This is a genomic window from Micromonospora yangpuensis (genome assembly GCF_900091615.1).
GTDB lineage: Bacteria > Actinomycetota > Actinomycetes > Mycobacteriales > Micromonosporaceae > Micromonospora > Micromonospora yangpuensis.
Map to the genome: position 1 here is coordinate 4,840,421 of NZ_FMIA01000002.1, position 20,793 is coordinate 4,861,213.

The window sequence follows — 20,793 nt, forward strand, 5'->3', positions numbered from 1 at the left end:
GCGCCCAACGGCGCCTGCGGTGGCCGCCGCCTAATCGCCCACCGCGGCGAACCGGGGAACCACAGTCCGTGGGGTGTATCCGCTTCAGCGGTAGGGATCTTCCGTCCCGAACCCGTCAGCTAACCCGGTCGGCGGCTGACGGAAGGACACGTCCATGGCAGTAGTGGCAACCACCAGACGCGGTACGGCCCGGATGGCAGCCGTACTCGTCGCGACACTCGCGTTCGGCGCGGCGATCGGGCCCGGCGGCCCGGTGGCACACGCCGCGATGCCGCCGACCGGCCTGCTCGCCGCACCCGCCGACGACGAGGGCGGCACCCCCGCCCTGCGGGACCAGCTCGACGCGGCCAGCACGGGCTGGATCGAGGCGAAGAACGCGCTGGAGAAGTCGACCAAGCGCCAACAGGAGCTCAACGGGCAGCTCAAGACCATCGAGGCAGACCTGGTCGTCCGCAACGGCAAGGTCGGTGAGATCGCCGGCGTGGCGTACCGGACCGGCCGGCTCGGCGCCGCCCAGGCGCTGCTCAACACCGACTCACCGGCGCGCTTCCTGGACCGGGCCGCCACCCTCGACTCGGTCGCCGCCAACGAGGACCGGGAGCTGCGCCAGCTGCTGGAGACCCGGGACAAGGCCAACCGCACCAAGCTGGCCCTCGACGGCGAGCTGCGTGAGCAGCGCAAACAGGTCGACACCATGGCCAAGCGCAAGGAGCAGGCCGAGCGGGCCCTGGAGGTCGCCGTCCGGCAGGAGGCCCGGGAGAAGGCCGAGGAGCGGGAACGGGCCCAGGCCCAGGAACGCGCCCGCGCCAACAGCGGCGGCGGGCCCAGCGGCGGCAGTTCCAGCGGGCCGGGTGGCAGCAGCAGCAAGACCGCCAAGGCCGCGCCGCGCAACTCCGACGGCTCCTGGCCCAAGGAGTCGTGCAGCGTCAACGACCCGACCCCCGCCAACGGCTGCATCACCCCGCGCACGCTGCACGCACTGAACCAGGCCAAGGCGGCCGGTTTCACCAGGTACGTCTCCTGTTACCGCCCGGGGGGCTCCGGCGAGCACCCGAGGGGCCGGGCCTGTGACTTCGCGGCCCAGAAGGGCGGCTTCGGCGGCGACGCCACCGGTGGAGACCGGACGTACGGCAACAACCTGGCGGCGTACTACGTCCGCAACGCCGACAAGCTCGCCGTGCTCTACGTGATCTGGTACCGGCAGATCTGGCTGCCCAGCAGCGGGTGGAAGTCGTACAGCGGGGCCGGTGGAGACCCCTCCAGCGACCACACGAACCACGTCCACCTGTCGGTCTACTGACCGAACCGACAACGACGCCCGGTGCCCCACCGTGAGGTGGGACACCGGGCGTCTGTCGTGTCTCGTGGTCACCGGTACCGGGCAGCGTCGCGTGCCGGGCCGACCTGGTGCCGGGCGGCGCGGATGCCGGGCTGGCCCTGCGCCGGGCGGTGTCGCGGCGGCGCGGATGCCGGGCTGACCCTGCGCGGATGCCGGGCTGGCCCTGCGCCGGGCGGTGTCGCGGCGGCTCAGGCCCCGGGCAGCACCTCGGGAGCCACCCCGGCACCGGCGTAGTAGGGCTCGGGTGCGCCGAAGAGACCGAGCAGCCCGGTTACCCAGAGCTGCCGGTGCACGAAGCGGCTCGGCTCGGTGACGATCAGCTTGACGCCGCTGACCTCGGCGGTCTGGAAGCCGGCCACCATCGCGCTGATGCCGACCGAGTCGATGAAGGTGACCAGTCGCATGTTGAGCTCGATCCGGGCGGGACGCCCCTTGGCGAGCACTTCGGCGATGGCCTCGCGTACCTCGTACGCGGTGTCGACGTCGATCTCGCCCCGCGGGGCGATCTCCATGACACCACCGGAAAGAACAGACTTCACGATCGACAGGCTCACGCGAGCACCTCCACTCGCCCAAAACGGGCGCCTCATCAGTACGCGGGCCGCGACCGAGAGTATTCCTCCCACGGCCTCGGTCGCCACCCCTCGGGATGAGCAATTCGCAGATTGGGCACAACGTACGCCCCAATCTGTACTTTTCGTCGCTACTTCCCGACGACTTCTCATCTTCACGATCGATCAGCGACCGACGTGTCGGCCCACCACAGTAGCGGTCCGCACCTCCGTACCCCAACACCCTCCGCCACCGGCGCGCCCCGGGAAGCAACGATCCCCCGGGTGGCCAGGGCAAATCCGGCCATTGACCGGGATGTCTAACATCGGACCGAGTTCACGCTCACAGAGGCGTTGCCACGACGGAGGGATCCCGATGACCAAGAGGCTTGCCACGCTCGCCGGCGCCGCCGCGCTGCTCGCGCTCCTGTTGGCCTGCAGCATCGGCGGCGGCGGGGGCGATGACGACGACGATGACGACGGCGACGACTTCGCCCGGGCCACCGTCTCGGTGGTCACCCTCCGCTGACCCCGACGGCTGATCCCGACGCCGCGCCGCCGGACGCAGGACCGCACCGCACCGCGGGCTTCGCCACAGCGTTCCGGGTTCGCCACGGCGGCCGGGTTCGCCAGGGCGTTCCGGGTTCGCCACGGCGGCCGGGTTCGCGACGGCGACCTGGTTTGCGACGGCGGCCTGGTGGGCACTGGCGGAGTACGCGAACCGTAATCCGACGGCCCGACACCCACGTCCGAAGTGGCCGCCCAGCTTCGGCACCCGAGGAGGTAAGCACGATGTTCGGCACCAATCTGTTGGAGCGCCGCAGCCGGCCCGAGCGGATCGCGAACGAGGCCTGGGAACACCTGACCTCCGCCGTACACTCCGCCGGTGACAGCGTCCTGGACACCGCCCGCTCGGCCCGGCGCAACAGTGCCGGACTGGCCGACGATGCCGGTGACCTGGTCGGCACCGCCGCCGACGAGGCCCGCCGCCGGGCGGTCCTGGCCTTCGACGCGCTCGCCGGGCGCCGTCCGGCCCTGCCCTGGACGCTGCTGATCGGGGCCACCCTGGTCGGGGCCGCCATCGGCTGGGCCGCCGCCTCGGCGACCCGTGCCGCGCTCAGCCGGGACGACCGGGCCGCCGACGACATCGAGTTCGTCGACGTGGACCGCCCGAACTCCCCGGTCGGCCTGGACGGCTGAGCACCGCCCGGCAGGACCATCGCACCCGACGGCCCCGACCCGCCCTCACCGGCGACTCGGGGCCGTTTCACGTCCGTGCGGTAACGCAGTCGACCCCGCGTTCCCTCCCCCGCACCGCGCCGCCCGGTGACGACCACCGGCCGAGCCCGCCCCGACTCACCAAGCCCTGACCACCCGGCCCGGTTCGGCCCAGCCGCACGCCCGACCAGCCCAGCCGCACGCCCGCCCGGCCCAGCCGCACGCCCGACCAGCCCGCCCGCCCGGCCGGCCGGCCGGCCGGCCACACATCATCCACCAGCCCGGCCCGCAGCCACGGGCTCTACCGGGCCCGCCCGGCCGCACATCCACCAGCCCGGCGCAGCCACGCGCCGACCGGCCCGGCCAGCCGCGCGCTCTACCGGGCCCACCCGGCCGTACGCCCGACCGGCCTGCCGGCTCGACCGCGCCCCTACCGGGTCGCGCCGCACGCGGGGCTGGTTAAAGGGGTACCCCTCTCGACCATAAGCGTTAACAGGGGGCCCTTCCTTACACCGAGGTGGCGTGGCTGGCGCCGTAGCCGTCGGCGCGGGCGACGATCCGGCCCGCCTCGATCCGGACGGCGGATTCGGTGGCGTCGCTGACCGCCGGCACGCCGGCCGCCGCCGCCACCGCCCCGGAGGTGTCGCAGACCACGCGTACCCGGGGCCAGGCGTCCGGCGGCACCGCGCGGCGCAGGCAGGTGCGCAGCTCGACCAGGGTGAGCCGGGCCAACGGCAGCAGTTCCCGGGGCTCGCCGGTGACCAGGACGGCGGTGACGACGGTGTTCGGCGGGGCGGACCGGATCGCCTCCTCGACGGCGCCGATCCGGTGCAGCCCGAGGATGGTGACCACGCCGTCGTGGGCCAGCCGGGCCGGGGCGTCGCGCAACACGTCGGCGGCGTCCGGCGGCTGCCAGGGCTCGTCGACCGGCCGGGCCTTGGGCACGTACGGCAGGTGGGGCGGCGCCCACCGGTCACCGAGGTCGAGTCCGGCCAGGTGCCGGCAGACCTGCGGCACGTCGAAGGGGTCGCCGAACCCGGGTGCGGCGGCGGCGAGCTGACTCGCGCCGTGCAGCGTGGTGAGCGCGGCTTCGGCGAGGCGTACCAGGCGTAGTGGTTCCGGGCGGTCGCGGCCGAGCGGCCCCGGGCGGTGGGCGAGCGCCTCCAGACCGAGGCCGAGCAGGATCGCGGAGAGCTTCGTCAGTTCCGCGTACGGCCGGCGGGTGGCCTCGTCGGCGAGGATCTCGGGCATCAGGTCCCGGCCGAGCCGGACGGCGGCGCGGTGTTCCTCGACGGCCAGCGGCAGCCGGGTCAGCCAGGCCTGGGCGAACTCGGCGAGCGCCTCGGCGACCGTGCCGGCCGACGCCGGCTGGGTCGGCTCGGGCACCTGCTCGGCCTCGGCGGCGAGCACCGCGAAGTAGAGGGCCCGTTTGCCGGGGAAGTTCGAGTAGACCGCGCCCCGGGTCAGCTCCGCCCGGTCGGCGATGTCGTCGATCCGGGCCTCCCGGAAGCCCTGCTCGACGAAGACCTCCCGCGCCGCGGCCAGCACCCGGGCCCGGTTGCGCTGCTGGAGTTCCGCTCTGGTGAGCCGTGCCATCGCTCTCCTCGTGCCGGTGCCGCCGAATGTCGGGCCGGTGCCGCCGGGCTTCGGGCCAGTGCCGCCGGCCTTCGGGCCGTTGGTTGCCCAACCATCGTCGCCAAGATATCTTCACCATCCAGATGATGGCATCATCTGATTTAGCCATGTGAGAGGAGCCGTGATGGTGGACCTTCCCGAGATCCCACTGACCGACCCGGAGGTGCTGCGGGATCCGTTCACCGCCTACGGGCAGGCCAGGGAGGCCGGCCCGGTGGCCCGGCTGGCAACCCCCGGCTTCGGCGAGATGTGGGCGGTGACCCGGCACGCCCCGGCCCGCGCCCTGCTCACCGACCCCCGCTTCGCGGTACGCACCGAGAGCTACCTGCGACCGGGCGTGCCCGAGGAGTACCGGCCCTACCTGCGCACCATGGAGATCGACGGGCCGGAGCACGGCCGGCTGCGCCGCCTGGTCGCCCCGGCGTTCACCGCCCGGCGCGCCGCCGCGCTGCGACCCCGGATCGCCTCGATCGTGGCGGGCCTGCTCGACGAGGTCATCCGGCGGGCCGAGGGCGGGGTGTCCGACCTGGTGCCGCACCTGGCCCGACCGCTGCCGATGGAGGTGATCTGCGAGCTGGTCGGCGTACCCGACGCGGACCGGGCCCCGTGGCGGGCGTTCGGGGTCGCGGTGTCCTCCGGAGACGGTCAGGGGTTCGTGGCGGCGCTACCGGCGATCATCGACAACGCCCGGTCGCTGGTCGCCCACCGCCGCGACGAGCCCGGCGACGACCTGGTCACCGACCTGATCCGGGTACGCGACACCGACGGCGACCGGCTCACCGAGACCGAGCTGGTCAGCCTGGTCTGGCACGTGGTGCTCGCCGGGCAGACACCGACGAACCTGGTCACCAACTCGGTGCACGCCCTGCTCACCCACCCCGGGCAGCTCGCCGCGCTGCGGGCCGACCCGGAGCTGATGCCCCGGGCCGTCGAGGAGCTGACCCGGTGGGCTCCGCCGCAGCTGCTGACCGTGCCCCGCTTCGCCGCCGAGGAGGTCGAGATCGACGGGGTACCGGTGCCGGCGGGCACGGCGGTCACCGTCGCGATCGTCGCGGCCAACCGTGACCCACGGGTCTTCGCCGACCCGGACCGGCTCGACCTGGCCCGCGTCCTCGACCGGACCGCCCACCTCGCGTACGCCCACGGACCGCACTTCTGCCTCGGCGCGGCGCTGGCCCGGGTGCAGACCGAGGTGGCGCTCGACGCGCTGCTGGGCCGCTTCCCCGACCTGGCTCTGGCCCCGGCCGACGCCCAACGCGCCCCCGACCCGGGCACCTGGCGGCTGAACACCCTCCCCGTCACCCTCTGACCCCGGTAAGGAAGGGCCCCCTGTTATCGCTTTCTGATGTACAGGGGACCCTTCCTTACCGGGGCGGGCCTCAGCGACGGGAGGTGCAGGTGGGGGTGGGTACGCCGTTGGTGCCGGTCCAGCTGGCCAGGAACCCGAAGGTCGTGCTGGCACCGGGGGCGAGTACGCCGTTGTAGCTCGCGTTGGTCACGGTGACCCCGGCACCGTCCTGGACGACCGTGCCGCCCCAGCTCTGGTTGACCCGTTGGCCGTTGGCGAACGTCCAGGTCACCGTCCAGCCGATGATGCCGGTGTCGTCGTAGTTGCGGACGGTCACCTCACCCTGGAAGCCGCCGGACCAGGATCCGGTCACCGTGTAGGTGGCCCGACAGCCGGTGATCGGCCCCGGCGTGGTGGGCAACGGCGGGGTCGTCGGCGGGGTGGTGGGTGGGGTCGTGGGCGGCGTCGTCGGGGGCGTCGTCGGCGGCGTGGTCGGCGGGGTGGTCGGGGGCGTCGTCGGGGGCGTGGTGGGCGGGGTCGTCGGGGGCGTCGTGGGCGGGGTGGTGGGGCCGCCCTGCCGGTCGGCGACCAGGATGCCCCGGCCGTTGGTGCCCAGGTAGACCCGGCCGAAGACCCGTGGGTCACCGGTCAGCGCCTCGCCCGCGTTGCCGTACTGGTGCTGGTCGTCGTTGATCCGTACCCAGCTCGCGCCGGTGTCGTCCGAGCGGTACAGGCCGGGTTGGCCGTCGACGGTGCCGAAGAGGAACAGCGCCGGGTACGACCGCCCCGGTGCCGCCTTGCCGAAGCCCACGTTGTCCGCCTGCGTGACGCCACCCAGCCTGGTGAAGCTGGCCCCGGAGTCGGTGGACCGCCACAGCCCACCCGCACCGGCCAGCCACAGGTGGCCCTGCTGACCGGGTACCGCCTTGAACTTGACGCCCTCGGTGGGCAGTCCGGTGGCCGCCGAGGCGGTGAAGCTGACCCCGCCGTTGGTGCTGACGTACAGTTTGCCGCCGCTGACGGCGTAGAACCGGTTCGGGTCGACCCGGTCGGACTCGACTGTCGCGTTGGCCGGTACGCCGGTCGAGGCGGTCCACGAGTTGCCGAAGCCCACCGAGTGGACGACCTGCTGGCCGGGGTCGCCGGGGGCCCAGACGAACCGGCTGCCGTTGGCCGCCGCGGCGACCGTACCGCCGTTGTTGATCCCACCGGGTTCGGTGCCCTGGAACCAGTTGGCCCCGCCGTCGGTGGAGAACGCCACGTGGCTGTCGTTGGGGCGGTCGGCGTCGGTGAAGTTGCCGGCCCGGACCATCACCGCCGGGTTGGCCTCGGCGTAGTCCAGGCTGGTGCTGCTGGTGAAGACCGGCTGGGTGAACATCTTGGCCGGCACCGCGTCGAGGTTGTCGTGGCGGAAGCCACCGATGTCACCGAGCGCGCTGACCAGCGGCGGCCCGGACGGCGGGCTGACCAGGTCGAGCACCGCGGTCTCCTCCAGCCCCTTGACCATCGGTGTGATGGTGAGCTGGCCGCCGGTGTCCCATTTGGTGAGGTCGGTGCTGCCGTAGATGGTCGCGCCGGTGCCGTACAGGAACCGGTCGGGGTTGTGCGGGTCGATCTCCACCGACTCGTTCATCCAGCCGAGTTTCGGCGTCTCCTCCGGCGGCTGCGGGTTGGCCCCGAAGTCCAGCCAGGGCACCGAGCTGATGTCCATCTTGTACTTCTTGACGCGTTCCGGGTAGCTGCCCCAGTCCCAGATCCGGCTCCAGGTCGCGCCCCCGTCGGTGGTCCGCCAGAAGATCGCATCCGGCCACCAGGAGATCTGGGTGGCCACGATCAGGGTGTTCGGGTTCTTCCGGTCGATGGTCAGGCCGGAGTAGCCGAAGTACGCGTCGCTGCTGCTGGACGGGATCGGGCTGATCCGGGTCCAGGCGCCGGTGGACCGGGTGAACTTCCAGACGTCACCCTTGGCCCCGTCGTACGGGCCGCCGGTGTCGCTGGTGGCCAGGTAGAGGTGCCCGCCGACGTGGTCCACCACCCCCTTGTGGGCCAGGTAGCCGGTCGGCTGCCCGGGGATCCGCTCCCAACTGCTGCCGCCGTTGGTGCTGCGGTACACCGGGTTCTGCTTGTCGGCGACCCCGACGTAGATGGTCTGCGTGGCGCTGCCCGCCGTACCGGTGCTCTTGTCGAAGGCCACCCAGGTCAGGCCCTGGTTCTGGCTCTGGTAGCCGGTGCTGTCGGTGGGATCGGCGACGTAGTTGCCGACGTTGGGGAAGTTCGCCACCTTCGCCCAGGTCGCCCCGGAGTCGGTGCTGCGCCACAGGCCGTTGCCGCCCTCGGCCGCGAAGTAGACGGTGCTGTTGCGGTGGGGGTCGACGGCCAGCCGCTCCCCCATCCCCCGGCCGGGCATGTTCCCGCCTACCTTGAACGGCAGCTCGGTGGCCTGCCAGGTGGCACCCTTGTCGGCCGAGCGCAGGATCGCCCCGTTGTTCGGGTCCCAGTCGTTGGTGTACATGCCGACGGCGGCGTACACCCGGCTGGTCTGCACCGGGTCGGTGGCGACGCTGAGCACGCCGTTCCAGCCCCATTTGTCGTAACCCACCCAGTCCAGCAGCGGCCGCCACGACTGGCTGGCCTGCTCCCAGCGGTACAGGCCGCCGATGTCGGTCCGGGCGTAGATCAGGTCCTTCTCGGTGGGGTTGAAGACGATACCGGGGACGAAGCCGCCGCCGTCGATCCGGACGTTCTTCCAGGTGTACGGCTCACTGACGGCCGCCACGGCCGGGCCGACGGGTGCGACGGTGAGCTGAACGGCCACCACCGCCGTGGCCAGGGCCAGCACGGATGCCACCGCGCCGGCGAGACTTCTCCGCATCTGCGCTTCCTCTCGGATGCACCCCGGAGGGGGTACGGGGGAACGGGGAGTGACGCCGACGACCGGTGCCCGACCGGGCCCGGTGACAGCGGCGGTGCGCGGGGGCTGCCCTGGCTCCCCGCTCGGCACGTCGGCTCCCACAGCCGAGAAGTATGCTCACCCTAATCGATGGATGACCTGCTGTGAAAGCGCTTCGACAACCGGCGGTCGGCAGCCGCCGTCGATCGCCGACGGGCTCACTCCAGGTGGTACACGATGCCGTCGGAGCGCTGCTCGACCCGGACACCCGGCCCACTCACCGGTCGACCCGGCACGTCCTGCCAGACGGTGCCCGGCACGTAGGAGGTCAGCACCACCACCGTGCGGATCCCGGCGGCCCGCAGCTCGGCCACCGCCTGCGGATCCGGGAAGGCGGTGCTGACCGCCCGTAACCGGTCCTGGCTGGGCGGCACGAACGACGCCCCGCCGTTGACCAGGTCGGGGAACCCGTCGGTGGACCAGAGCATGACGTGGTACTCCCGGGTCCCCTCGCTGGGCAGCACCAGCACCGGCCCGGTCAGCCCGCGCAGCGCCGCCGGCTGCGGCGGGACCTCCGCGTGCGGGGTGCGGTTCACCCCTTCGAGCAGGACCAACAGCAGCGGTACGACCAGCACCAGCCGCGCCGGCCGCTGCCACCACCGGACCGGTCGCGCATCCTCCTGGCGTACGGTCAGCGCGCCGGCGGCCAGCACCCCGAGCAGCAGCGTGGTCCAGAGCACCAGCCGGCCCGGCGTGCGCAGCGCGTCCCAGCCGGGCAGGTGTTCCATCAGCGTCACGTAGCCGGGTCGGCCGTCTCCGAACAGGGTGCTGCCCGCCGCCAGCGCCACGCTGACCAGCACGGCGGCGGCCAGCGCCACCCGGTGCCGGATCCGCCAGGCGGACAGGAACAGCCCGGCGGCGGCCAACCCGACCAGCACCACCCCCGGCAGCAGGGTCATCTCGACGGCGAAACCCAGCCCCTCGCGGGCCGCCGCGTGCCGCTCGCCCCACAACCAGGACTCCGGCGGAGCGACGAGGAACCCGCGCAACGGCGGGGAGAACATCGCGATCTGTTCGACCGTACGCCGCCCCGAGGGGTGCCGCGCCACCACCTCGAAGTACGGCGCGGCCAGCAGCAGGGTCACCGCGGCGAAGGTGAGCCCACCGGCCAGGTCGGCCACCAGCAGTTGGCGCGGGAACACCGGCCAGACACCGCGCCGCCACCGGCTGATCCCGTATCCGGCCAGCGTGCCGAGGCAGAGCAACGCCAGCACGTACACGAAGGGCAGGCCGATGCCGAAGCCGATGCTCACCTGCCAGGCGGCGGTCAGCCAGCCGGCCACCGCCCAGCCCGGCCGGGCCCGCTCGGGCCGGTACCCGTCGCGCAGTGACCAGCCGTGCCCCCGGGCCAGCATGGCCAGGGCCAACGCGATCCCGCCCATGCTCAGCACGTGCAGGTGCCCGGCCTGGGCGAGCTTCCACGGGGCGTACCCGAACGCCGCCCCGGCCACCGCCGCCCCGGCGCGCCCGGCCCCCAACTGCCGACACAACACGTACGCCCCGAAGAACGCCAACGCGTGGACCAGCACGTAGAGCAGGTTGTAGCGGACGACCGCCGCCTCCGGGCCGGCACCGAACATGCCGAACGGGGCGTACCCGAGCAGGGTGTCGGAGTAGGCGTAGGTGTAGCGCTCCGGGAAGAACGTGTTGGAGTGCCACAGGTTCCACGGCTCGGTGAGCAGGGCGTGCCCGCCCCAGGCGACCTGCCAGGCCTGCAGGGTCGGGTCCCCGGTGTCCTGCGGGATCGTCGAGGCCGGATGACGCAGGGTCGGCCAGGTCATCAGCACCGCCAGCGCCACCGCCCCGAGCGCGGCCAGGCTCCACTCGTGCCGGAGCAGGCGTACCGCCCGCGGCGCGGCACCCCGCCACCGGCTCCTGGCGACCCGCGGCCCCGCCGGGGGCCGTTCGCCGCCAAGGTCTCCGTCGGCCGATCCGCCGGCAAGGCCCTCGTCGGCCCGCTCGCCACCCAGGTCTTCGCCGGCCGGTTCGCCGGCAAGGCCCTTGTCGGCCGGTTCGCCCGCCATGGTCTCCCGCTGAGCACCCATCGTCCACCTCGTCACCGGCTGTCGTCGTCCGGTCGCGGGGACATGATCGCGCATCGCCGACACGGCTGTCACGCCCTTCCCAGCCGCACCGGACGCGCCGGTCCGGGCACTCCGCACCGCACCAAGCCATCGATGCAGGTCACAGCATGCGACGGCGTGCCCGGCCTCAGATCAGCCGAAGTTCGCGGGCGCGGCGGACCGCTTCCCGGCGGCGGGTGGCGTCGAGCTTGCGGTAGATGTTGCGGACGTGGGTCTTGACCGTGTTGACCGACACGGACAATTCACCGGCGATCTCCACGTTGGACAGGATGCTCTGCAGGTACCGCAGGATGGTCAACTCCCGCTCGGTCAGCGCCTCGACCAGCCCGGCGGCCGGCTCGGCCGCGTTGGTCGAGGCAGCCGGGTTGGCCGAGGCAGCCGGGTTGGCCGAGGCAGCCGCGTTGGCCGAGGCGGCTGGCACCGACCCGGTGACCGGCTCGACCCGCACCGTGCCGGCCAGCGGTTCGTGCCGGAGGGCCTCGGCGGGCCACCCGTGGCCGGCGTACCAGTCGGCGGCCCGCCGGTGCAGGTCGCGAACCTCCTCCTCGGGCAGTCGGTCCACCTCGGTACGGAGCAGGTCGGTCAGCAGCGGATGGCAGCGGTACCAGGGTGGATCGCTGTCGTCCTGGTGCAGGACGCCACCGTCGCGGGCCAGCGTGGCCAGCAGCTGTTCGGCGTCGGTCCGGCCGGTGAGCGCGGCGGCGAGGTCGGCGCGGACGGCCGTGGTGACCGCACACCGGCGCAGCAGGTCGAGTTCACCGGGGCCGAGACCGTCGAGCACCTCGGCGCGCAGGTACCCGGCCACGTCCGGGTGGTCACCGCCGAAGCGGGTGACCCAGTGGCCCGGGTCGGGGTGGCCGCGTACCGCCCGGGCCGCGAACCGCAGACCCGCCGCCCAACCCCCGGTACGTTCGCGCAACCTGCATACCATCTCCGCCGACAGGCGGACACCGTGTGCGACGAGCAGGTCGGCGGCCTCGTCGTCGGTGAAGGCAAGCTGGGCGGGGCCGATCTCGTTGAGCTCACCGGTCAGCCGCAGCCGGTGCAGGGCCGGGAACAGCCCGGTACGCGCGCCGACGACCAGGCGCAGCCGACCCTCGGCATGCCGCAACAGGAACTCCAACCCGGCGAACACCGCCGGTTCGGTGACCCGGTGCAGATCGTCCAGGACCAGCACCGTCGGTCGGTCGGCGGCGGCAAGCATCCCGGCCAGGGCTTCGAGCCGCGCGGGGCCGGGCAGACCGACCAGCGCACCGCGACCCGCCACCCCACCGACACCGTCCGACCCACCGTCGGTACCGGTCGCCCCGGTCAACGCGCCGATGAGGTACGCCCAGAACCGCTCACCGGTGTCGCCGACCTCCACCGACAACCAGCCGACACCAGCCGGACCAGCCAGGCCAACGGGGCCAGCAAGGTCAACGGGACCAGCCGGATCAGCCAGACCAGCGGGGTCAACGGGACCAGCGGGGCCAGCGGGGCCCACGGGGCCAACGGAACCGACGGGGCCAACGGAACCGACGGGGCCAACGGAACCGACGGGGCCAACGGAACCGACGGGGCCGACAGGGCCAGCCGGAACCGCGCCGGTGCGGGCCCAGGAGGCGAGCAGGGTGGTCTTGCCCCAGCCCGCCGGGGCCGAGACCAGGGTGACCGGTGCGCCGTCGGCGTCCAGCCGCCTCAACAGGCGCGTGCGGGCGAGCACCGGTCCGCGCGGCACGGGCGGGGTCAGCCGGGAGGCCAGCAGTGGTATCGACAGAGCACCGTGCTGGTCCGGCGGGGCACTGTGCTGGTCCGACGGCATCCGACCCTCCCCCAGGGACGCGTCACGGGTGCGGACAGGCGGATACCCGACCGGTCTCGCTTCACCCCTTCGGGGGGAGCCGGTCTCACCCCCACCGGACCGATGCTGGAGGAGCCGGACACCCCTTGGACACGAGAGCAGGGCACGTCCGGACAGCGGGCACGACCGGAGGGCAGGTGGTGACGGATGAGACGTTCGACCCGGGGCGGGATGATGCTCGCGGCGACGATCGTCGGAATGGCGGCGGGTCGGGCGTTGGTCGCCGCCGGCCGGCGGCACCGCCAACACGCCACCGGCCGGCGGCACCGCCGACGCACCACCGGCCGGCGAAGTGCCGACGCGTCCGGCCAATGGCAGGTGGTGACCGTGGACCGGCCGCCCGCCCAGGTGCTGCCGGGCGGGGTCTGGCCGGCACCGCTACGTCAGCTCGACGGGGCGGTGGAGGTGCGGGTGGGTTCGGCACCCGGGGAACGGGGCACCGAGTTGGCCGCGCGGTGGCGGCCCGGGGTACCGGCCGGGCTGGCCGCGCACCTGGTGGGTGACGATCCCGCACGGTTGGTTCGGCAGGCGTTGCGGCAGGTCAAGCAGCTCGCCGAGACCGGTGAGCTGCTGCGGTCGGACCGATCGTCGATGGACCGGCCGGACGGGGCCGGACCGGGGGTGTGGTGATGCGGGCACTGTGCTGGGACGGCGGCGACGGTCTGGTGGTACGCCAGGTCCCGGACCCGGAGCTGCGCAACGCCCATGATGTCATCGTCCGGGTTCGCCGCAGCGCCGCCTGCGGGGCCGAGCTGCCGATGCTGACCGGCGGACAGCCGGCGCCCAGCGTCGGGGAGGCCCTCGGGCACGAGTTCCTCGGCGACGTGGTCGAGGTCGGTCCGGAGGTGAGCCGGCACCGGGTCGGCGACCGGGTGGTGGTCTGTTCCACCGTCTCCTGCGGACGGTGCTGGTACTGCCGGCGTGGGCTCTACTCCTGCTGTGACAACGGCAGCAGCGCCGAGGCGATGGTGGCCGAACCGCCGTGGGGCGCACCGGCCGCCGGGTGTTACGGGCACCCGCGTTCGGCCGGCGGCTTCGCCGGCTCCCACGCCGAGTACGTCCGGGTCCCGTACGCCGATGTGGGTGCCTTCGGGGTGCCGGAGGGGGTCAGTGACGACCGGGCGGTGTTCGCCTCGGAAGCCGCCCCGACCGGCTGGCTCGGTGCCGACCTGGGTGGGGTGGGCCCGGGTGACGTGGTGGCGGTCTGGGGCGCGGGGGCGGTCGGCCAGTTGACCGCGTTGGCGGCCCTGATGCGCGGCGCGGAACGGGTGATCGTGGTCGACCGGTACGACGACCGGCTCCGGATGGTCGAGCGTGCCGTCGGGGTGGAGACGCTGCATCTGGGGCGTACCGATGTCGCCGCCGAGCTGCGCGAACGCAGCGGGGGGCGGGGGCCGGACGTGTGCGTGGAGGCGGCCGGGGAGGGCGGGCCGCGGGCTCGGTCCTTCGCTGCCCGGCTCGGCGGCCGGCCGGCGGGGGACGCCCCGGCGGTCCGGGAGGCGGTGCACGCCTGCCGCAAGGGCGGGACGGTGGCCGTCCTCGGCGCGGCCTCCGGGTTCGTCGACGCGTTCCCGCTCGGTGCGGTGCTGCACAAGGGAATCACCGTCCGGGGCTCCCGCCAGAACGGTCAGCGGTACGTGCCACGGCTGCTGGAGCTGATGGCCCGCGACGAGGTACGGACCGAGCACCTGGCCACCCACCGGCTGCCGTTGGAGCAGGGGCCGCTCGGGTACGACCTGTTCCGGACCCGCGCCGACGGCTGCGTACGGGTGGTCTTCGCCCCGCAGGAGGCGGCCGGCTGACCGGTCGGGCCTGGCGCGGGGTGTCCGACTCACCGTGGTGCCGCCCCGTTGTCGACGAACCGGAACACCGTGTCCGCGTCCGCCGCGTCGGCCTCGGCCAGCACCAGCCCCAACTGGCTGGAGTGTCGGAGGAACGCGGACCCGTTGCCGATGGTGTGGGTGCGGTCGCCGTCCGCCGTCGGGCCGGTCCCGATGGTGAACTGCTGTGCCGGGTCGGTCGGTACGCACCGCGCCGCCACGATCGGCGGCGTGCCGCCACCCGCGCCGACCTGCCAGCAGTGCCTGGTCCCGGCGCTGTCCGGCTCGGCGGTACGGATCAGGTAGCTGCCGTCCGGTTGCGGAAGGAAGACGAAGAGGCTGCGTCCCTCGTCACCGTCGACCTCGCCGAGTTGGCCGTCGTCGAGCAGGGAGACCGCCGATTCGAAAGCGCCCGTCCGGACGACGGCGTACTGACGCCGGGCGAGCTTGAGCGGATCCACCTCGGCGGCGGGCGTCGAGGCCGAGGTGCCGGCGCTGGTGGCCGGAGCGGCACCGGTCGGGGCGCTGCCGCTCGCGGTGCCGCCGGTCGGCGCAGTGTCGACAGGCGCGCTGCCGGTCGGGGTCGGCGTCGGTCGAGCGGGGTTCGGCGTCGGCAGCGACGGTAGCGGAGCCGACCGGGACGGGACGGCGGTCGGCCCGGCCGGCAGGGTGTCGGGCGGTCGGCCGGCGAACCCGGCGATGCCGACCCCCACCGCCCCGAGCAGCACGACCCCGAGTACGGCGGTCGCGCCGTACCGACGCCGACGGCGCGTGTCGCCGCGGCGGCGGACGTCGGAGGCGGTGGCGACCCGACCGGTCTGCCGGGCGTGTCGGGCCAGTTCCCGCAGCGCCTCGTCAAGGTTGTCGTCAGGTGCCATCGTTCCTCCTTCCGCCCGCGCGCTGGTGCGGCGTCGCCTTCCGGTCACGACCGCGGGGCTCCGCTGCGCCGTACTCCTCGCGCCCGCCCACCCTCAGGTGGGCGGCCAGGTCCCGGCGGCCACGGACGAGCCAGGTCTTGACGGTGTTCGGGTTGCTGCCGATCTCGGTGGCGATCTCGGTGACGCTGAGGCCGACCAGATGGTGCAGGACCACCACCCGACGCTGGTCAGCGGGGATGCGGCGCAGCGCGGCGACGAGTGCCACGTGGTCGACGGAGATCCCGTCGAGGTGCTGGTCGACGGTCTGCCGGTGGTGGGCCCGGAGCCGGTTCACCGTCCGCCGCCAGGCGCTCACCGCGATGCGGTAGGCGACGGTGCGTACCCAGGCCTCCGGGCTGTCGCACTCGCGCACGGTGGACCACCGGTCCCAGGCCCGGGCGTACGCCTCGGCGACCGCGTCCTCCGCGTCGGTCCGGTTGCCGAGCATCGCGTACACCTGCCCCAGCAGGCGCTGAGCCGACGACGTGTAGAACGCGTCGAACTCCTCGGCATCACGCATCGATCATGCCCTCTACCTGTCCGGTTGTTCCGGTACGGTCACCGTCCGGTGGCGGCACTCGGCGCTGCCAGCCGGCAGCCCGACGTGGCCCGGTCGGGCCCCCCGCCCCGCCCGCAGCGGATCCTGGGGCGTGGTGCGACCCGACCGGGTCGACGATCAGTTTCGGGGCGCGGCCCCGTTGTCGTTGATTTTGAAGTAGCTGACCGGCGGGTTGTCGCCCAACTCTTCCATGATCAGACCGTTGCTGGCCGAGGTCCGCAGGTACGCCGACTGGTTGCTGATCAGGTACACCGTGGCATCACCCCGCTTGTCCGGGTCGATCACGAACTGCTGGTTGCGGTCGTTGGCGTTGCAGGTGGCACCCCGGACGCTCAGTGGCTCGTTGGTGTTGGGGTTGTGCACCCGCCAGCAGAGCGGGCTGGTGCTGCCGCGCTGGTAGGACTTGATCAGGTACTTCTTCCCGCCGAGCGGGGTCGGCGCGAACAGCTGCCGGCCCTCGTCCCCGTCGACCTCGGTCAGGCGCCCGCCGTCGAGCAACGACAGCCCGCCCTCGAACGAGTCGACCCGGACGATCGTTCCCCACCGCTTCCCGGTCAGCACCGGCGGGACGGCTTCCGCCGGCTTCGGCGCGTCGTCCTTCGGCGCTACCGACCGGGTCGGGGCCGCCTCTGACGGTGCCTGCTCCGACGGGGCAGCCGACGAACTCGCAGTCGCCTCCTGTGGCGGCGTGGCCGACTGGGTCAACGCCACCTCCCGCGCCGGGGTCGAGTCGGTCGCCGGCGCGTCCGCGCCGCACGCCCCCAGCGCACCGGTAAGCGCCACCAGTCCGGCACCGGCGATCCATCGCTTGATCGACATTTCACGTCTCCTCGTCGGCACTGCGGCCGACCGCAGTGGTGAATCTACTGTGGAAGCGGGAGCTTCACCCTCACGACGCCCGGACCCCGGTCCCGGTTTCAGCCGGCGCCACATTTTTCTCGGCCCGACCGGCAGGCGGCACCGGCACCTACCCCCCGACCGGCAGGCGGCACCGGCGGCCCACGGCCCGGCCGGTGGGCCGCCCGGCGCCCTGGGCGTTCCGGCAGATCGGCGCGGTCCGATCATCCGGCCGGGTCGGCGGCGGGGTGGCAGACTCGGTGGATGCGTGACGACCGGCCGTACGACCTTGTCCTGTTCGGCGCGACCGGGTTCACCGGCGCGCTCACCGCCGAGTACCTGGCCCGGCACGCCCCGGCCGACCTGCGGTGGGCGCTGGCCGGGCGGAACCCGGAGAAGCTCGCCGGGGTACGGGACCGGTTGGCCGGCATCGAGCCCCGCCTGGCGGAGCTGCCGCTGCTCACCGCCGACGTCACCGACGCAGACTCGCTGCGTACGGTGGCCCGCAGCGCCCGGGTGGTGGCCAGCACGGTCGGCCCGTACGTGCACCACGGCGAGCCACTGGTGGCCGCCTGCGCCCAGGCCGGCACGGACTACCTGGACATCACCGGTGAGCCGGAGTTCGTCGACCTGATGTACGTGCGGCACCACGCCGAGGCGCAGCGCACCGGGGCCCGGCTGGTGCACGCCTGCGGCTTCGACTCGATCCCGCACGACCTGGGGGTCTGGTTCACCGTCACGAAACTGCCCGACGGGGTGCCGATCACCGTCGACGGGTACCTCCGCGGCGGTGGCCGGTTCTCCGCCGGGACGTACCACTCGGCGCTGACCGCGCTCTCCCGTACCGCGCAGGCCAGCCGGGCGGCCCGCGAGCGGAAGGCCGTCGAGCCGCGCCCGGACGACCGGCGGGTGCGGGCCGTACCGGGCAGGATCGGTCGGTCGGCGGAGACCGGGGGTTGGGCGGTCCCGCTGCCGACCATCGACCCGCAGGTGGTCCGCCGGTCGGCGGCGGCCTGCCCGGAGTACGGCCCGGACTTCCGCTACCGGCACTTCGTCTCGGTCAAGCGGCTGCCCGCCGTGCTGGCCGGCGCGGTCGGGCTGGGCGGCCTGCTGGCGCTGGTGAAGCTGCCACCGACCCGACGCTGGCTGTTCGGACGACTGGCCTCCGGGCAGGGCCCCACACCGCAGCAGCGGGCGAAGTCGTGGTTCACCGTCCGTTTCGTCGGCGCCGGTGGTGGCCGTCGGGTGGTCACCGAGGTCTCCGGTGGCGACCCGGGCTACGACGAGACGGCGAAGATGCTCGCCGAGTCCGCGCTCTGCCTCGCCCTGGACGACCTGCCACCCACCGCTGGCCAGCTCACCCCGGTCGCCGCCATGGGCGACCACCTCCTACAACGCCTCACCCGCGCCGGCCTAACCTTCCGCACCCTGGAGTAAGGAAGGGCCCCCTGTTAACGCTTTCGGTAGAGAAGGGAACCCCTCTCACCGCCCCGGCGGCAGCGAGCACCGCGCGGGCGGCCAGCGCGGGCAGGCAGCGCGGGCAGGCAGCGCGGGCAGGCAGCGCGCGAGCAGCGCACGGGCGGCGGGCGGGGTGAGTGACGGGTGCGGGGTGGACCCTCGACCTGGTCGAGGTGGCAGGATCGGCCGGTGTGGGAGGCGACCTGCACAGCATCGGCGAGTTCGCCCGCGCCAGCGGGCTGAGCGTGAGCGCCCTGCGGTTCTACGACCGCTCCGGCATCCTGACGCCGGCGCTTGTCGACCCGGCCACCGGCTACCGCTGGTACGCCGACGAGCAGGTGCTGCCGGCCCGCCTGGTGGCCGGGCTGCGCCGGGTCGGCATGCCGCTGGCCGACATCGCCGCCGCGCTGCGTCGACGCGACGAGCCGGCCGCCGTACATCGGCTGCTCGACGCGCACCTGCGCCGGTTGGAGGACGGGTTGACCGACGCCCGACGGGAGCTGGCCCGGGTGCGGGCGTTGCTGGAACCGGTCGGGGCCGCGTCGACCACCCGGCTGGTGCTGTCCGGGGCCGAGTTGGCCGCCGCCGTCGACGCGGTGCGCTTCGCCGCCGGCGTCGACCCCGACCTGCCGATGCTCGCCGGGGTGCTGGTCGACGTCGACTCCGACGAGGTACGCCTGGTCGCCACCGACCGGCACCGGCTGGCGGTGGCCCGTACCCCCGCGCGGGTGGCCGGGGCGGCGGTGCGCGCGCTGCTCCCGCTCGGTGCGGTGGACGAGCTGCGCGCCCTGCTGGCCACGGGCCCCGACGGTACGGTCAGCGTGGAGATCGCGCCGTCCACCGTCGCGGCCGTGGTGGGCGACCGGACGATCCGGGCCACCGCCCTGCCGTACGACTTCCCGGACTACCGCCGGCTGCTGCGACGTACCGTCGACGACCGAGAGGTCCGCCGGATACCTTTCGACGTGCCAGCTCTGCGGGCCGCGCTGCACGCGGTTCCCGTCGTGGTCCGGGAGCACGACGGGGTTGCCCATCCGCTGACCGTGCTGGGTGTGGACGCCCACGACGGACTACGGCCCCTGACGCCGGCCGAGGCCAGCGTGGCAGACGGTGAGCTGCGGATCGGGGTGAACAAGGGGTACCTGCTCGACGCGCTGGACGCCGCCGGCGACGCCCAGCTGGTCCTGGAGCTGGACGGCCCGGTCACCCCGCTGGCGATCCGCCGTCCCACCCGGCCGGGCACCTTCTCCGTCCTGATGCCCATCCACCTCTGACTATCTCTCCGTACTGAGGGACGGAGGTCTCCTCCAACGCAAGACACACCATCGACATAGGATCGGTAGGTAGGAGTCTCTACGTGTGCGGTCAAGGAGAACGAACGTGGCGAAGCGAAAGACGTCCGAAGAGTGGGCGGAATGGGCGAAAACCTACCGTAGACTTCGCACGAATGGGCACATCGTCGTCACCGCGGGAAAGCTCCAAGTCAAGGTGGACGGGCTGGACGCGGCCGAGATCCGGTTCGCAAAAAATCTACGCCACTACAACAACCCCGAGAAAAGGGGCTCGCACGGCGGGCCACGGGACATGCCACCGCTGCTGCGAAACGAACTGTTCCAGAACGGCCACCTCCCGGATACGAGCACCGCACTGCGGAGCGGCCAACGAACGTTCCACCGATCCGAGGACAATGCGCTCGCGATGGCCGAGGCCAAGAAAAGGCACGGAGAGGCAGAACCCAGCGCCCGTTGTACCGTCGATGTGGACGGGATCGGCACCGTCAACATCGGTAGACGGCTCAAGAACATCGGGCGGGGCCAGGTCAAGAACCCGGGCGACATGGAACTCATGAAAATCATCGAGTACGGCTGGGACAGCTATGCCCCACCGCCGAGCAGCCACGACGCGCACACCCGCTACCTCGCCCTGAAGGCGAACCGACCCACCCCCGAACAGCTCCAGAAACTCACATCCACCGAGCCCGCCGCCCAGCCGACAGCGGCCGAGGTCGCCGCCGCCAGACTGCCGAGCTACCCCGGACACCCGTACGCCGAAGCGTCAAGCTCCACTACGCCAGCCAGCCCGCCCTGGAACCCGAACGCGCAGTACCAGCAGCCCTGGCACCCGGACCAGGCGCGCGGACAACAACGAGGCCCCCGCCCCTGACCCACCGCCGGACGACACCAGCGCCCACCGCCGGGCGGCCACCGGAGGATCGAACGCTCTTGGCCGGCCCCGTGCTGGGTCATCGCCACCCGGCGGCGGGCGGTAGCATCGGGGGGTTGGTCACCTGGACG

16 protein-coding genes, 2 pseudogenes and 1 riboswitch are annotated in these 20,793 nt (G+C 73.2%); of the genes and pseudogenes, 9 read left to right on the forward strand and 9 right to left on the reverse strand.

Features of this window, described 5'->3' with window-relative positions:
- The first annotated feature begins 17 nt into the window (after positions 1-17).
- Positions 18-150: riboswitch (cyclic di-AMP (ydaO/yuaA leader) on the forward strand.
- 4 nt (positions 151-154) lie between these two features.
- Positions 155-1,300, forward strand: coding sequence for a coiled-coil domain-containing protein (locus GA0070617_RS21760; protein WP_091441733.1), 1,146 nt, complete (start codon positions 155-157; stop codon positions 1,298-1,300).
- Positions 1,301-1,527: 227 nt separating this feature from the next.
- Here GA0070617_RS21760 and GA0070617_RS21765 read toward each other — a convergent pair whose 3' ends face one another.
- The gene (locus GA0070617_RS21765) at positions 1,528-1,893 is read right to left on the reverse strand and encodes an STAS domain-containing protein (protein ID WP_091441736.1); all 366 of its coding nucleotides are present in this window, start codon (positions 1,891-1,893) and stop codon (positions 1,528-1,530) included.
- Between the two features lie 373 nt (positions 1,894-2,266).
- On the opposite strand from GA0070617_RS21765, the gene GA0070617_RS30745 reads away from it, so the two are divergent.
- Entirely contained in the window at positions 2,267-2,419 is a 153-nt protein-coding gene (locus tag GA0070617_RS30745) for a hypothetical protein (protein ID WP_175440618.1), read from the forward strand.
- A gap of 263 nt (positions 2,420-2,682) precedes the next feature.
- A complete protein-coding gene (locus GA0070617_RS21770; protein ID WP_091441738.1) occupies positions 2,683-3,090 on the forward strand; it encodes a hypothetical protein in 408 nt (135 codons plus the stop codon).
- Positions 3,091-3,615: 525 nt separating this feature from the next.
- Here the strand turns inward: GA0070617_RS21770 and GA0070617_RS21775 are convergent.
- Positions 3,616-4,704, reverse strand: coding sequence for a TetR/AcrR family transcriptional regulator (locus GA0070617_RS21775; RefSeq protein ID WP_091441741.1), 1,089 nt, complete (start codon positions 4,702-4,704; stop codon positions 3,616-3,618).
- A 163-nt stretch (positions 4,705-4,867) separates the two neighbouring features.
- Here GA0070617_RS21775 and GA0070617_RS21780 point away from each other — a divergent pair, with 163 nt between their 5' ends.
- Entirely contained in the window at positions 4,868-6,052 is a 1,185-nt protein-coding gene (locus GA0070617_RS21780) for a cytochrome P450 (protein ID WP_091446956.1), read from the forward strand.
- A 70-nt stretch (positions 6,053-6,122) separates the two neighbouring features.
- Here the strand turns inward: GA0070617_RS21780 and GA0070617_RS21785 are convergent, their stop codons facing one another.
- From GA0070617_RS21785 to GA0070617_RS32540, 4 genes and pseudogenes are all read right to left on the reverse strand, one after another.
- Positions 6,123-8,903 (reverse strand): cellulose binding domain-containing protein, encoded by a 2,781-nt coding sequence (locus GA0070617_RS21785; protein ID WP_091441744.1) that lies wholly within the window; start codon positions 8,901-8,903, stop codon positions 6,123-6,125.
- Positions 8,904-9,139: 236 nt separating this feature from the next.
- Entirely contained in the window at positions 9,140-11,026 is a 1,887-nt protein-coding gene (locus tag GA0070617_RS21790; RefSeq protein WP_229688228.1) for a hypothetical protein, read from the reverse strand.
- Between the two features lie 166 nt (positions 11,027-11,192).
- A pseudogene (locus tag GA0070617_RS31690) lies at positions 11,193-11,402 on the reverse strand (response regulator transcription factor); the annotation flags it as partial.
- Positions 11,403-11,597: 195 nt separating this feature from the next.
- A pseudogene (locus GA0070617_RS32540) lies at positions 11,598-12,869 on the reverse strand (winged helix-turn-helix domain-containing protein); the annotation flags it as partial.
- Positions 12,870-13,055: 186 nt separating this feature from the next.
- On the opposite strand from GA0070617_RS32540, the gene GA0070617_RS21805 reads away from it, so the two are divergent.
- Positions 13,056-13,538 (forward strand): hypothetical protein, encoded by a 483-nt coding sequence (locus GA0070617_RS21805; RefSeq protein ID WP_091441749.1) that lies wholly within the window; start codon positions 13,056-13,058, stop codon positions 13,536-13,538.
- Complete coding sequence (locus tag GA0070617_RS21810; RefSeq protein WP_091446965.1) at positions 13,538-14,710, forward strand: alcohol dehydrogenase catalytic domain-containing protein; 1,173 nt, start codon at positions 13,538-13,540, stop codon at positions 14,708-14,710. The genes GA0070617_RS21805 and GA0070617_RS21810 overlap by 1 nt, the downstream gene beginning before the upstream one ends.
- A gap of 29 nt (positions 14,711-14,739) precedes the next feature.
- On the opposite strand, the gene GA0070617_RS21815 is transcribed toward GA0070617_RS21810, so the two are convergent.
- From GA0070617_RS21815 to GA0070617_RS21825, 3 genes are all read right to left on the reverse strand, one after another.
- Positions 14,740-15,606, reverse strand: a complete 867-nt coding sequence (locus tag GA0070617_RS21815; protein WP_091441798.1) for a hypothetical protein — start codon at positions 15,604-15,606, stop codon at positions 14,740-14,742.
- The gene (locus GA0070617_RS21820) at positions 15,596-16,165 is read right to left on the reverse strand and encodes a SigE family RNA polymerase sigma factor (protein WP_091441800.1); all 570 of its coding nucleotides are present in this window, start codon (positions 16,163-16,165) and stop codon (positions 15,596-15,598) included. The genes GA0070617_RS21815 and GA0070617_RS21820 overlap by 11 nt, the downstream gene beginning before the upstream one ends.
- 156 nt (positions 16,166-16,321) lie before the next feature.
- Entirely contained in the window at positions 16,322-17,023 is a 702-nt protein-coding gene (locus GA0070617_RS21825; protein ID WP_091441802.1) for a hypothetical protein, read from the reverse strand.
- A gap of 282 nt (positions 17,024-17,305) precedes the next feature.
- On the opposite strand from GA0070617_RS21825, the gene GA0070617_RS21830 reads away from it, so the two are divergent.
- The 3 genes from GA0070617_RS21830 (at position 17,306) to GA0070617_RS30065 (ending at position 20,662) form a co-directional block, all read left to right on the forward strand.
- Complete coding sequence (locus tag GA0070617_RS21830; RefSeq protein WP_091441804.1) at positions 17,306-18,478, forward strand: saccharopine dehydrogenase family protein; 1,173 nt, start codon at positions 17,306-17,308, stop codon at positions 18,476-18,478.
- A 224-nt stretch (positions 18,479-18,702) separates the two neighbouring features.
- A complete protein-coding gene (locus GA0070617_RS21835) occupies positions 18,703-19,773 on the forward strand; it encodes a DNA polymerase III subunit beta family protein (protein WP_091446968.1) in 1,071 nt (356 codons plus the stop codon).
- Positions 19,774-19,879: 106 nt separating this feature from the next.
- Positions 19,880-20,662, forward strand: a complete 783-nt coding sequence (locus GA0070617_RS30065; protein ID WP_139135737.1) for a hypothetical protein — start codon at positions 19,880-19,882, stop codon at positions 20,660-20,662.
- The last annotated feature ends 131 nt before the right edge of the window (positions 20,663-20,793 follow it).